Source organism: Mesorhizobium sp. USDA 4132 (assembly GCF_056279545.1).
The window spans coordinates 476641-491219 of the sequence record NZ_JBWCCP010000002.1; the positions used below are offsets into that span (position 1 = coordinate 476641).

7 protein-coding genes are annotated in these 14579 nt (G+C 60.0%); 2 read left to right on the forward strand and 5 right to left on the reverse strand.

Annotated features, from left to right (window positions below):
* Positions 1 to 10 precede the first annotated feature (10 nt).
* Both ACZ9IU_RS24970 and ACZ9IU_RS24975 read right to left on the reverse strand, forming a co-directional pair.
* The gene (locus ACZ9IU_RS24970; RefSeq protein ID WP_051900607.1) at positions 11 to 2590 is read right to left on the reverse strand and encodes a hypothetical protein; all 2580 of its coding nucleotides are present in this window, start codon (positions 2588 to 2590) and stop codon (positions 11 to 13) included.
* A 168-nt stretch (positions 2591 to 2758) separates the two neighbouring features.
* On the reverse strand, positions 2759 to 4375 hold the full coding sequence (locus tag ACZ9IU_RS24975) for an ABC transporter substrate-binding protein (protein ID WP_040125403.1): 1617 nt from the start codon (positions 4373 to 4375) through the stop codon (positions 2759 to 2761).
* 277 nt (positions 4376 to 4652) lie between these two features.
* On the opposite strand from ACZ9IU_RS24975, the gene ACZ9IU_RS24980 reads away from it, so the two are divergent.
* A complete protein-coding gene (locus ACZ9IU_RS24980) occupies positions 4653 to 5783 on the forward strand; it encodes a LacI family DNA-binding transcriptional regulator (RefSeq protein WP_080719375.1) in 1131 nt (376 codons plus the stop codon).
* Positions 5784 to 5914: 131 nt separating this feature from the next.
* Entirely contained in the window at positions 5915 to 8113 is a 2199-nt protein-coding gene (locus ACZ9IU_RS24985; protein WP_051900604.1) for an alpha-amylase family protein, read from the forward strand.
* A gap of 56 nt (positions 8114 to 8169) precedes the next feature.
* On the opposite strand, the gene ACZ9IU_RS24990 is transcribed toward ACZ9IU_RS24985, so the two are convergent.
* The 3 genes from ACZ9IU_RS24990 to ACZ9IU_RS25000 all read right to left on the reverse strand — a co-directional run bounded on the left by ACZ9IU_RS24990 (position 8170) and on the right by ACZ9IU_RS25000 (position 14523).
* Positions 8170 to 9387, reverse strand: coding sequence for a GGDEF domain-containing protein (locus ACZ9IU_RS24990; protein WP_040125881.1), 1218 nt, complete (start codon positions 9385 to 9387; stop codon positions 8170 to 8172).
* A gap of 147 nt (positions 9388 to 9534) precedes the next feature.
* Positions 9535 to 11979, reverse strand: coding sequence for a PAS-domain containing protein (locus ACZ9IU_RS24995; RefSeq protein WP_498957806.1), 2445 nt, complete (start codon positions 11977 to 11979; stop codon positions 9535 to 9537).
* Between the two features lie 678 nt (positions 11980 to 12657).
* On the reverse strand, positions 12658 to 14523 hold the full coding sequence (locus tag ACZ9IU_RS25000) for a chloride channel protein (protein ID WP_051900596.1): 1866 nt from the start codon (positions 14521 to 14523) through the stop codon (positions 12658 to 12660).
* Positions 14524 to 14579: the final 56 nt, after the last annotated feature.

Here is a 14579-nt window from a genome sequence, read left to right on the forward strand (position 1 = left end):
ACAGCCAGCCTCAATTTTGTAACGACGTGAAATAAGGCTCGTTGGACAGGTTCGGCTGCAATCCCGGCGACAGACAAGAGCGCCCATTTTGCCGAAAGCTGACGAAATATTGCAGATGATATCGCGATTGCGTGTAGGTGCCCGGCACGGTGGCGGCAAAACCTCCGGCCTGGTCCTTCATCGGAAGCGACTTCCACCGTTCTGCCTGGTTGATGTGACGGTAGTGCAGGGTCGGTTCACCTTCCGCCTTTCCATCGAACCGGACTTCGAAATCGGCGCCCGGCTTGAAGGTCGGCGCACCGGTCACGCCGGAGGGGCGGGACAGAACCGGAAAACGTGCTTCCAGCGCGGCGATTGCCGCTGCGGCCTTCGGGCTCGCCTCAACGCTCTCATAGCAACCGCCGCCGCGGAGCGACTCCAGATCGGCCACTTCCGCCTGCATTTCCGGCAACCTCGAATGCCAGGATCCACGCAGCCATGATTGCGGACCATAGGTAAGGTCATCGGCGTAAAGATCGCGCGAGATATCGGCAATCTTTTCCCATGCCATCAGCGAACGTCTTGCATGGTCGATAACGCGGTCCATCAACGGCGTGACCTTGGTGGCGACGAACAGTTCAGCCCAGCATGCTGCCCGGAAGCGTTCTGCAAAAAACCGCGCCAGTCCGGCGCAGATCCGGATATCGACGAGCATTCTCTGGACGGCAATCCTGCCGAAGCTGGATGTGCTGTTGGCCTTCAGGACTTCGCTTTCGCAGCCATTTGCCATCTCGTCCAGCCAATCGGCGACATCCAGCGGCGTAAAGCGATGCGACGGTTCTCCGGCGAGCAGCAATTCGGCATATTCACGCGCATTGGCAAACAGCGTTGGATCGAATGTCGGTGCATTGCCGAACCGAACCGGACCTTCCATGTCGAACCCATAGGCGCGTCGACCGGAGCCTTCGACGAGCGCAAGGTTGGTGTAGACCTCCGGCCAGTAGTGGTTGTTCGAGGCGGATGGCCCATGCGCGAGAGTGACCAGCGGCAGAACACGGCTTGCCCAGGACATGCCTTTTTCGCATTCCTCGGCGGCATCGCCGCAGACCTGCTGGAGATAACGCATCCAGCTTTCGCGCGGCGCATCGGGGTTGTAGAGCAACCGGCCCCAGACCCGATACTGATAGTCGTATTTCTGCCAATCGTACCGCGTGGCATAACCCTGTTTCTGGTAGTTGAAGCGTCCGCCCGGAATGCCTGTCCCCATGCGGCCCTTGAAGCCCAGCGGCTCGCACCATTCCACGCCGTCCGACCCGGCAAACATCGAGCTGCGGCCGTAACCCGCTGCAAATTCGGGATCTCCCCACAGGAGCACGCGCTGCGTGCCCGGCCAGATGCGGTAGATGACCTTATAGTCCTTGTCGACCGTCAGCAGATCGCCATACGAGTAACGCAGGAATTTTCGCGACCCCTCGCTCAGTTGCTCCCGTTCGCTGCGAGCAACCTCCGGCGGGTATTCCTTCTCGCGGATTGCCGATTGGTGGTAGGGCGGTCCCATATGCTCCGCGAGATATTTTGGCGAGGCGGCGATCGGCATGCCGCTGTCACGGGCAATCCCGATCATCTTGTGGTCGAGACCCTTGCCGTGCATGTCGATTTCGACGGGCCGGCCGGCAGCCGCAACGCCGGCGAACGCGTCCTCCCAAAAACCGTATTCGCCCTCGGCGATGCCACCTTCCACATGCACCCGGAAAGTAAGGCCGGTGATTTCCGGTACTTCCTTCAGAAGCGTGGTGATCGCGTCGCGGCAATAGGGTGCGAGATTGTCTTTGGTGACGCCGCGGACGGTATAGTTGGCGCGTGGTACGTCATCGAAATCATATCGCTGGGTCCACAGCGCAAGCTGGAATTCAAGGCCGCGCCTGGCGGCTTCCCGGCCGATGAATTTGAGCATGTCGAGGTTCCGCTCGCGCTCGTCCTCCGGCAGTTCCACCACCTTCACGTCATGGCCTGGAAGGTCGAGCAGATATGGATAGGGGAAATAGAAGTAGACGTCGGTGATCCAGGGGTTGTGATAAGGGTAGTTGTATCCGAATCCGAGCGCGAGCGAGAAGCGGTTGAAACGATTTGTCGCGAGCATCGAGAGATAATCGCGCCACTGCTGGCGGTCGTAAAACCAGACCTTGTCTTCCTGTTCGCTGCAAAACATCCGGCTCATGCTGCGCACGCGGGCGGATGGCCGCTCGACAAGGGGATAGGTTCCCTCGAAGAGATCCACTCCGGACGCAAACTGCACACGGTCGGCGAGTTCGGTCAAAGCGAAGACCAGTCCGCGGATGTCGGAGCCCCAGGCCGAGATGCGATCACCTTGCCGGGTAAGAACGAAGCTCTCCGGTGTCTCCGGCAGGTCGACCGCCATGTCGGGGCTCCCGGGGAGGCCGGCTCCGGAGACGGTGATGCTCGTTCCCGATTGTGCGACGCTTGCGATTTGAGCCTGCACATTGCGGCGGGCAAGGGCTGCCTGCAGTTCGGTCGCTGCCCAACGGACCGGATGAAACGCGGCGTCATCCGCATCTGGCAGAACAATGGTGACCGAAGTCGGTGCAGTCATAACGTCATCCTTAGAATATGAAACCATTCGGCGTTGCATGCGGCGGCGATTGCCTGCGCTCCGCGGCCTTCGCCGTCCCGGCAAACGAATGTCTTGAACTGGCCATGGTCGGACCAGCCGGGAAGGGTTCCCGGCCGGCGTCGTCGTTTGGAAGTCACGCGGCGTCGATCAGCCGATTTTCGCTCTTGTCAGACGCCAGTGGGCGTAACCCGACTTGAGTTCGTAACCGAGGTCGACATTGGCCGCGCGCACGACCAGATAACCGTTGTCGCTGATCGGCAGGAGCGGCATGTCGGTCAGGAACTTGACCTCGATCTCCTGGACCAGCTTCACACGCTTCTCGAGATTGGGCTCCTGCATCGCTTTCTTCAGCATCTCGTCGATGCCGGGAATGGCAACGCCGTAGTGGCTGAAGTTCGGACCGCCCGAGCCGTCGGACTTGACCTCAGCGGCGGCCGTCAGCTGCTCGATGATCGCCTGGGTCGGGACCGGAGGATAGGCTGCCGAGCGCTGGAACATCGTATTGGTGCCCTTCGCCTGGTCGGCATGGAAGGCCGTGTGGTCCTTGATGTCCAGCTTCATCTCCACGCCGCCGGCGCGAAGCTGTTCCTGGATGATCAGCATCACCGAGGAATAGTCTTCTCGCTGCGAGGTATAGGCGTTGAAAGACAGCCCGTTCGGAAAGCCTGCTTCGGCCAGCAGTTGCTTGGCCTTTTTCGGATCGTGGTCGTAGCGCACGGCCGCCGGTATGGTATCGGCGGTGAACCCGCCGAGAAACGACGGCGGATTAAGGCCATACGTGCGCTGGCTGACCGGTGCCATGGCGCTCGCGAGTTCGTCGCGATTGATCAGATAGGCAATGGCCTGCCGAACGCGGATATCGTCGAAAGGTTTGACAGTCAGGTTCATGGACACTGTGAAGAAGCTGCCCGGTGAAGCCACATCGAAATGCAGCTTGGCATTCCGCTGCTGGATCGACGGCACCCAGCCCGGCGCGCGCACCCCTTCGATCATGTGGACGTCGCCGGACAACAGGGCCAGCGTCCGGGCCGTGGTATCGGCGATATAGCGGATCTGAAGATTGGGAGTTGCCGGCGCGTCTCCGAAATAGTCCTTGTTGACGGTCAGCTTCACGCCCTGTGAGGGATCGCTTTCGACACTGGCGAGCTGGTAAGGCCCGGTTCCGATCGGATCCTTTTCGAAGGCCGGCGCCCCCTTTTCCTCAAGCGCCTTGCGGGAAATGATGCTCGACGAATAATGGCTGAGCGGGCCCATGATGAACAGCGGGTCCGGCTGGTTGAGGGTGAAGATCACTGTCGCCGGACCGTCCACCTTGACGTCCGCGATATTGTCGAACAGGACGCGGTTGCCGCCCAGTGCCTTGTCGTTGCGCAGGCGATCGAACGTGAATTTCACATCGTCTGACGTCAGGTTGCCGTAGCCCTTGTGGAATTTCACGCCCTGGCGAAGCTGGAATGTCCAGCTCTTGGCGTCCGGTGTCACCGACCAGCTGGTCGCAAGGCTTGGCTGGACCTCGGCGACGCTGGTCGGGAAATGCCCGAGCGGCACTTCGACCAGTTTGTCGAAGATATGAATGATGGCCCATTCGTCGGCGCCCTGAATCGAACGTGCCGGATCTATGGTGCGTACGCCGCGGGCGGCAAAGGCCAGCCGCAGCGTGTCTGATGCCTGTGCGAAAGCAAATCCGCCCAAACTGGTCGCTATGCTTGCACCAGCAATAGTTGCAGCCGTGCGGCCGATAAACATGCGCCGAGATATTGCCATGTCACTCCCTCCCTGGGCGTACCGAACCCTGTTCCGCCTCCACGGCACAAGACGGTTGACGAACAATGCAATCCGATGGTAGCGCTGCCATCGACGGATCGTCAAGCACTGAAGAGCGATTTTTTAGCATGCGCGGAGACAAAGGCCGAAAGGTCCGGCAGGGCAAATGGATTACCTCGGGCAACGCGGATAACATCCCGGCCATCGCAAACATGGCCGTGCGGCAAACATCTCTGCAGATGCGACGCCGTCGGACATTCACTTGATGGAGCCTTAGATGTCGAAACGCCGGACTGACGGTAGACCCACGATAGCCGACGTCGCCGCACTGGCAGGTGTGGGAGCGATTACGGTCTCCCGGGCCCTGCGTGATCCATCGCTGGTGTCCGAAATGCTTCGGGAAAAGATCGATACCGCCGTCCGCGAGCTTGGCTATGTTCCCAATCTCAATGCGAGGGCCCTGGCATCCACCCGCAGCGATGTGGTCGGCGTTCTCGTTCCCTCACTGACCCAGCACATCTTCGCGGATGTCCTGCGCGGCATCTATGACGGGATAGGCCATACGAGGCTGCACATCCAGGTCGGCAACACGCGTTACGATCTGGACGAGGAGGAGCGACTTCTGGCTGAACTTCTCCGGCACAAGCCGGCCGGCCTGATCGTCTCGGGCATTGACCAGAATGCCGCTTCCCGGCGGATGCTGGAAAAAGCCAACTGCCCGGTGATCCAAATCATGGATCTGTCCGACAATCCGGTCAACAAGATCATCGGATTTTCCCATCACAACGCCGCCAAGGCGATGACCCAACATCTCATCGAAGTCGGATATCGCCGTATCGGTTTTCTCAGCGGTTGGATGAACAGCCGTTCGAAGGGGCGTCTGTCGGGTTACGTCGAAGCGCTCGAGGAGGCCGGGATATTCGATCCGCGATTGACGAACGCAGCCGGTGATCTTGGTGCGCTGGCGCTGCGGGGCAGTTGGGACAAGCATCAATATTCGACACCTGCAATGGGTCGGGAACTGCTTAGCGAGCTTTGGAACAGGGAGCCCCGTATGGATGCGGTTTTCTGCAACAACGACGTGCTGGCGCTTGGCGCTCTCTTCGAGTGCCAGGCCCGCGGTTTGTCGGTTCCGAATGATTTCGGCATCGCCGGGTTCAACGACGAGGATTTCATGGAGGCGGCGTCGCCCGCCATGTCGAGTGTCAGAACACATCGCTGGACCGTCGGACACGACGCGGTGGTTGCCCTGCGCCGACAGCTGGACGGCGAGCCGGACGATGAGCGCATCGTTGACGTCGGGTTCGACATCGTCAAGCGCGCCAGCACCGATCGCAAGGCGCAACCGGTGCGGGATGACGATGCTGCGGCTCCCCAACAGACGCGTACTGCAGGCGACGATCGCTGAACCCTTGCCGCGCGAAAGACCTGCTGGGTGGACGAATATGATCTGAGCAAGCGCGTCGAGGAGGCGCCGCGCGGATCGGCAGACAAGAGGTTGATCGCAGAGGAAGCCGGCAGGCCAAGGGAGGATATTTAATGGCTGAAGAACCCTGGTACAGAACCACAACACGTTGGGGACAGACCAACCTGGTCGAGATCGATCCGGATCGCTACGATGGCGCCTGGTGGCGGGCCCACTGGAAAAACACGCGCATCCAAGGCGTGATCGTCAATGCCGGCGGCATTGTTGCCTATTATCCTTCCGCTTTCCCGCTTCATCATCGCGCTCACACGCTTGGGGAAAGGGACCTCTACGGCGAAATCGTCAAGGATGCACGGGAAGCGGGGCTGAAGGTGATAGCCCGCATGGATTCGAACCGGGTCGCGGAAGACTTTTACCGCGCTCATCCGGATTGGATCTGCGTCGACGCAACCGGAAAGCCATATCGTCAGGCGGACAAATACATCACCTGCATCAATTCGCCCTACTACTGGGAATATCTGCCGCAGGTCATGCGGGAGATTATCGAACACAGCAATCCGGACGGTTTTGCCGACAACAGCTGGGCCGGCATTCCGCGCAAGAACATCTGCCATTGCCGGCATTGCGCAGAGCAGTTCCGCGCCCATGCCGGCATCGACCTGCCGTCTGCTCAAGACTGGTCCGACGAGCGTTATCGGCGATGGGTGCGCTGGAACTATCAGCGCCGCACCGACATCTGGGAACTCAACAACTCCGTCACGATGAAAGCCGGCGGCAAACATTGCCGGTGGATGGGCATGATCAGCGGCGACGTGCTGAACAACAGTTCGCGCTTCATCGATCTGAAAGCCATTCTCGCGCGCACCGAAATCGTCATGCTCGACCACCAGCGCCGCAATCCCGTGGATGGGTTTGCCGACAATACGGAAGCGGGCAAGCGGCTGCATGAAGTGGGCGGTTGGGAGAAGCTCATTCCGGAAAGCATGCCGCAATACCAGCTCGGAAGCCCGGCCTTCCGGCTCGCAAGCATGCCCGCGGCAGAGGTGAGGTTATGGTCGTCGGCCGGCTTTGCCGGGGGCATCCAGCCGTGGTGGCACCATATCGGCTCACTCCACGAAGACCGGCGCCAGTACAAAAGCGCAGAGCCGATCTTTTCCTGGCATGAAGCCAATGAGGATATTCTTCTCAATCGCAGGCCGCTGGCCGACGTGGGCGTGGTGTGGTCGCAGGACAACCACGACTTCCACGGCCAGGACAAAGCCAACGACCGCACGATGAATCCCTACAGGGGAGCGATCCGTGCCCTCGATCGCGCCGGGATCACCTATTTGCCGATCCACGCTGATGACGTGGCTGGTGCGATCGGCCGCGTCGGCGTCCTCATTCTGCCCAATCTCGGCGCGATGTCAGACGATCAGGTGAACGCCGTAAAGGCATTCGCGCAAGCGGGTGGCTCGGTAATCGCCACGTCGGAAACCAGCCTCTATGATGTTTCAGGCGATCAGAGGCGAGATTTTGCACTGGCGGATCTTTTTGGCGTGCGCCGTGGCAGCGGGTCACGGGGCGGGCAGGAGCTCGCCAACCCGGATATCGAGGTCGCCGCAAGACATACCTATCTCCGCCTTGTCCCCGAACTGCGGGCTGCCCTCTATGGCCCGATGGATAACGCCGCACCGGCTGCCGTCGGAATACGTCATCCGCTGTTGAGCGGTCTGGAAGGAACGGACACGATTCCGTTCGGCGGCTTCCTTCCCGTCGTCGGCGTCGATGATGACGTGGCGGTCCTGGCGACCTTCGTTCCCGAATTCCCGATCTATCCGCCGGAAACCTCCTGGATGCGCCAGCCCCGGTCGGATCTGCCGATGATCACGCTCCGCGAACCGGCCAGCGGCAGCAAGCTGATCTGGTTGGTTGGCGATCTCGACCGGTGTTTTGCCCGCGACGAGCATCCGGAACATGCGACGATCATCGCCAACGCTGTTCGTTGGGCTCTCCGTGATCGGCAACTGGTGTCGCTCGAAGGTGGGCACGGTGTCATAAGCCCGGCGCTTTACGAGCAGCAAGGTCGCTATATCCTGCATCTCAACAACCGCCTGATCATGGCCAAGATGCCGGGACGACAGGACGAACTTCTACCCGTTGGTCCGATCACGGTCCGCCTGCGCATCAGCTCGAGAATAATATCCTCTAACATCCGCCTGACCGTAAGCGGCCGCTCTGTTCCGGCCATAAAGCAGGGCACCGAGCTTGTTTTCGAGGTGCCGGCCATCGCGGATCACGAAGTCGCGGTTATCGACTTTGATCCGGCATAGCCAAATCCGGAACCGCAGGCTGCCGTCGGGGCGGCGCCAATCGTCCTTCAGGCAGGTCAATCGGAGGCCTGGCCGGTCTCTGGAGAATGGACCACCAGGCAGTTGCGGCCGGCCTTTTTGGCAAGGTAGAGGGCCGCATCCGCCTGGCGCTGAAGATGTTCCGCCGACACCAGCCCGCAATCTTGCATCAATATCGCCACTCCAATGCTGACGGTGACATAAGGAACGACGCGAGAGGTGGGGTTTGGAAGAGACGCAGCTTCTACTCTGTTGCGGATTCTCTCGGCGATCACCCTGGCCTCCTGTTCGTCGGCGCCCGGGAGGAAGACGAGAAATTCTTCGCCTCCATAACGGGCGACCTGGTCTCGCTCGTCTCTCATACTGCTTTGGATGATGCCGGCGACTTTCACAAGGCATCGATCGCCTTCGGCATGCCCGAGATTATCGTTGAGGCGTTTGAAGTCGTCGACATCGCACATCAGCATCGCCGCACCGCTCGTTTGTTTAAGGTCGGCATTCCAGAACTGATGGAGCGTCTCCATCATCGAACGCCGGTTGGCGACGCCGGTCAGCGGGTCGGTTCGTGCCAGCAGTTCGAGCTGGGAATTGGCGTCGGTTAATTCCGCGAGGCGACTTCGATCTCGTAACTCGAGCAGGAAAGTCTTGTGAGCCAGGATCGTTGCGGTGCGTCGGGCAACGATGGTTGCTACGACACCGCTCGCGAAAAACAGCGTTCCGGCGAGAGCACTTCCCACCTGGATGTTCGGATTGTGCAGTTGAAAAACAAAATAGATACCGAGGGCAAAAGCACTGATCGCCATCGCCCAACCAAGCGGAATGGGAAATATAATGATGGCGGTGACCGCCACAAAAAGCATGATGGTCAGATGGCGTTCGTAGAACTCGCCACCGGCGTGAACACCTACCAAAGCGACGGACAGGAGGATGAGAAAGACCGCCGAGAGAATGATAACTCCCTGCAGCCACAAAGCATGCGGTCGCAGGAAGACCATCGCGGCGACAAGAGCTGCGGGCGGAAGGAGGGATGCCGGCCACAGCATCGTCATCACGGTTTGGATCGGGAGCAGGATTGCGTAGAGGCCCAACGTCAGGACGTCGAGCACGATAACCCAGATCATCCACGCGCGGATGATCTTGGCAGTCTGCGGCCAGGAACGTTCGCGAAAAAGCCGGGCCAGATCCCCATTGAGCCGGATATCCCGCGTGCGTCCGCCCAGGAGGCGCTCGACCTGTTCCACTATGGCCGGACTCAGCCTCGGCAGAGGTTTCCGCGAAGACGCTGTTGCCGATTTGGTAGAACCTATAATTCGCTTGGCGTCCATGTGCCGGATCTAGGGTGCAGATGACTGGGGACAAGACGGGCTAGCGAGCCGACCGGACTCGGGTCGCCAGTTTTACTTTTACGCCTGGGCCTCGATCGGCAGGTTTGTCCGGTCGATCGTCCCGGCCATGTCCACCTCCATCTGCTCGGGCCGCGCGATCGGCAGATTGACTGTAAACACCGTTCCTTCGCCCTTCACGCTGTCGACGTGAATTTCGCCGCCGTGCAACTGGACCACCTGCTTCACCAGGTTCAGGCCGATACCCGTGCCAGCGATGCCGGACGAACTTCTCGCTCGGAAATAACGTCCAAACATCTTCGGCAAGTCATCCGCATCGATGCCAATGCCTTCGTCGCGAACGGTAATCTGGACACAGTCGTTTTGCTGCCACCCCGTGACATGGACGTTCGGAGAGTCCGGCGCGTATTTCACGGCGTTTGAGAAGAGATTGGTGAACACTTGCTCCAGCGCCGCACCGTCGCCATAAATAGTCGAGGGAAGCTGCTCCAGATCGAGCAGGAACCGGTGCGATTTGCGTATGCTCTCTTGCCGCGCACTGCAGGTCCTGATGATATCGCCCAGTGCGCATGGCTTGCGAACGATATCGATATAACCGTGATCCAAGCGCCCGACCGCCAGAATGCTTTCCATCAACTCAAGCATTCGCGAAACTGCGCCGCGGATCTGCTCCGTCTTCTCACCGATAAACTCCGGTGTGACCGCGTTCTTGCGGCGGACGAGACGCTGCGCCGCGCCGTCGATGATCGAAAGCGGAGTCCGGAATTCGTGAGACGCCATCGAAACGAATTGCCGCTGCAACTCGTTGACCTGCCGTTCTTGATCAAGCATCCGTTCGAGTTCCGCAGCCTGGCGCGCGATTTCCGCGGTTCTGCTGCGCACTGTTTCCTCGAGATCATCGCGGTGCTGAAGCAGCGCCCGTTCCGCCCGTTTCCGCTCGGTGACGTCGACAGCGGCAATCAGCGACGCCGGACGACTGTCGAAGGCGAGTTGGCTTGAGTAGATAAAGACCTCGATTTCGGCTCCGCGAGCGGTCCGATGCCGCTGAGACCGATTGGCTTCGCGGCCATGCTCTGCGGCGGTGGCCGCGACCCTCATTCTTTCCCAATCCTCCGGCGGAAGGATGTCCAAGAGTGTCATGGAAAGAAAAAGGTCACGATCATAGCCGTAATGATCAAGAGCCGCCTGGTTGACGTCGAGAAACTGGAGGCTCTCCCGGTCTTGAACCCACATTGGCAAAGGGTTTCCTTCGAACAATAGCCGGAAGGAAGCCTCGCGCATCTTGAGATCGGTGATGTCGACGCGAATCCCCACGCTTCCGCCACCCGAGACGCGTCTTTCCTCGATCCGCACCCAGCGATTCCCCGGCAGGCGCTGCTCATGAGCACTCTTCGGCTCTGCGTGACGGGCCAACCGATCGGTCAGCCATTCTTCCTCACGGCCGATCGCCTCGGGATATTGGCCACGCTGCAGCCCGCTGCGAAGTCTGTCCTCGAAACCCATGCCTTTGACGAGGGGGGCGCCGCTATCGGCGTAAAGTTGCTCGTAGCGGCGATTCCACATCACAAATCGATCGTCTTCATCGAACAGTGCCAAGCCTTCGGGGACGACTTCGAAGGCGGCCAGCAAGCGCGCATGCGCTGCCCGCGCCTCCTGCTCTGCGTGTTCGGCCTGGGCATGAGCCTGAGCAAGGGATTGTTCGGCTAGTCGCGCCTCGGTAACGTCCTCATGCGTCGACACCCATCCCCCGTCGGCGGTGCGCTGATGGCAGCCTCGGATGACTTTGCCCGATCTAAGTTCTTTTACCCAGACCTGCGACGACCCCGCGGCGTTCGTGTCTTCCGCCCATGCGAGATATTCCTCCGTGGACATCGTCGGGACGGCGCCGACTTCGTTCCGCAGCTTTAGGATGTCTTCGAGCGACTGCCCAGGGTGGATCATCGCTGGGTCCACGCCGTAAACCTCGGCGTAGCGACTGTTGGACAGCGCCAGCGTGCCGTCGGCGTTGAAGAGGCAAACCCCCTGGCTCATGCTGGCGAGTGCGATGCGGAGCTGTTGGTCGTGGCCAAGAATCTGCTTGCGGCCGCGGCTTGATGCCAGCTGTGCATTCACGCGCGCGCCAAGTTCCCTGCTGTCGATCATGCTTGAGACACAGTCAACCGCACCCGCCTCAAACCCGGCGATCCGTCCTTCGATATCGCCCTCAGGAGTGACCAGGATCACCGGTATTTCAGACGTCCCCGAACTAAGCTTCAGGCTGCGGCAGGTCTGGACGCCGCACAAATCTGCAAATGTGATGTCGAGCAGGATAAGGTGAGGGTGTGACGCCTCCACGACTGTTTGTAGGTTCTCCAGGGTGTCGCATGGGGAGACAACCGAGAATCTCAATGTTTTCCACCGGCAGCTGACTGAGATCCAGCTTGACTGCATCTGCGCCGATGACAAGAACTGTCGTCCGTCGATGAGCGGTGTTTTGGGCAATTGCCATCGAAACCGCATCTCCATCCGGAGCCGCGGGCAGTGAAGACGAGTGTAACCGAAGGGGAAATGCTGTCGCCAATGAAGATCGCCTACCATTCCGCCGCTGATCTGTCGCAGGCCTACAATACGTATCGACTATTAAGGAGAGCTTATAGAGGCGTGTCGCGATATCCTTAGGCTTAACAGCCTATTGCCGAAATCCGCCGCATCCGCGCGCGGTTTCCGTCGGGGCTGAGATCGATATGGCAAGCTCGAAAATCAGGCCGAAGATTTCTATACGTCAGTCCGATTGAAGCGCCGATCGATATACCTTATCCAATCACCGAGGTTCCCGAAGAGAACGGCGAGATCGTATTGCCATTCGAGCAGAAGCAGTCTCCAGCTCATGCGTTCTGAAGCCAGACCTCGCTGAGCAAGTTGGGCACGAAGGAAATCCATCTTTGCGGTCGGCGAAGATAGGACGGTGGAGCCGTAGCCGGCCTCAACATCTTCAGTCATTCGTTGCAAAACACTGGGCACATTCCTGTGGTCGCTCATACCTTATGCTCCTCATCAATGGATGCCGGGGAGGAGGAGGAGGATGCTAAAACATGGCGTTCTCCTCACCCATCGAATGTATGTCGTGAGGCGATGTATATCAAGAAATTCACGAGCGGACATGTACACGAACGCGGCATTGATCGGGCCGAAGTGGCCAACGGTTCAATCAATTTCTTTTCGTTGCGCGGCTTGTCCAACGCCGGCGTCTTTGCCCATGCTCGCGTGATTTCGCGTCGTCGTCGAAAGATATGGCCGTCGTTCGAATTCCGAGGTTCGCAGCAAACTTCTCAGGCGCAGAAGATCTTTTCGCGCAACGAGCCCGCACAATTTTCCGCTGACGGGATCGACGATCGGAACCCGTCCGGTATCGGTTGAAAGCATTACATCTGCGACGAAACCGACCGTGTCTTCCGGATGGCAAACCGGGACCGAAGCGTCCGAAACCCGTTCGGCAAGCGTTTGCTCCGCCAGTTCGGCTTTCCCCTGCCAGCCAAGTACGTCGCCTCGGGACACAACCCCCGCCAAGCGCCCGGCGCTGTCGATCACGGGGTAAATGCGGTGGGTTTTTTGCGGAGACGCAAAGAGGTCACAGGCGTCCCTTACCGTCATTGTCGCCGGCAGCGTGTCCACCTCCTTGATCATGATCTCACCGGCCCTTGTGAATTCGAACGGATCGATGCCGTATTCGCGGGTGATGTGTTGCCCCCGTCGCGCAATCTTCTCGGTCAGGATCGAACGGCGCAGGAGCAGGACCGTCACGGCATAGGCGACCACTGTCGCTGCCAGAAGCGGCACCAAGGTGTTTATATCCCCCGTGATCTCGACCGCGAAGAACGTGCCCGTCAGCGGCGCGCGCATCGTCCCGCCCATCATCGCCGCCATGCCCAGCAAGGCCCAGAAGCCAGGATCGTGACCCGGCATAACCAGACCGACAAGCCAGCCAAGGGCGCCGCCGAAAATCAGGAGAGGGGCGAGGACCCCGCCGGAGGTCCCGGAAGACAGCGCGAATAGCCAGATACAGGTCTTGACCACGAGGATGGTCAGGACGGTCGAGGCGAGCAACTTGTTGTTGAGCAGGCCGTCGATAATGTCGTAGCCGACGCCCAAGGCGCGAGGTTCGATCAACCCCCCGACGCCAATCACGATGCCGCCGAGCATCGGCCACCACATCCAGTGTATCGGAAGCTCTTCGAAGAGGTCCTCGATCTTGTAGAGCAGAGTGGTGAGCAGCCCGGATTGCAGACCCGATACGATGCCGATCGCGGCACAGGCCAAAATGCCCCACCATGGCAGAGCGATGTCATAGTGCGTGGGGAACAGCGGCCCCGTGCCGAACAACATCGGCCGCCAGCATATCGAGACGCACGCTGCGACGGCAACGGGGATGAAGCTGCGAGGTTTCCATTCAAACAGAAGGAGTTCGACGGCGAGCATGACTGCTGCGATCGGCGAACCGAAGATAGCCGTCATGCCAGCCGCTGCCCCCGCCACCAGCAGCGTCTTGCGCTCGGCGGCGCTCATATGGAAGAATTGCGCGAACAACGATCCGATTGCTCCGCCCGTCATGATGATAGGGCCTTCCGCACCGAAGGGGCCACCCGTGCCGATCGAAATCGCCGACGACAGCGGCTTCAGCACCGCGACCTTGGGCGACATCCGGCTGCCACCGATGAGGATCGCCTCGATCGCCTCGGGAATGCCGTGACCTCGGATCTTCTCTGATCCGAAGCGGGCCATCAGACCGATGACAAATCCTCCCAAGGGAGGAATCAGCAAGATCCACGGGGACCGCGGCACGCCTGCGAGCGAGGCCGGTTCTATACCGATATGGCCGAACCAGACGATGTTGGTGACCAGCGCAATCAGGCTCACAAGACACCATGCCGCGAACGCGCCGCCGGTGCCCACGACAATCGACATCCCGACTAGGATGAGAACGCGCTTGTCGGTGGTGAAGTCTCCTGCCTCGCGCCTCGAAAGTCCTCCTGTGAAGTCGTGCGGTCGGTTGCCGGGTTGATGCTGCGACATGGCTTTCCTTTGGCGGGTCGGAAACGGGCGTGGCTTGAGCATGTCGAATATATCGT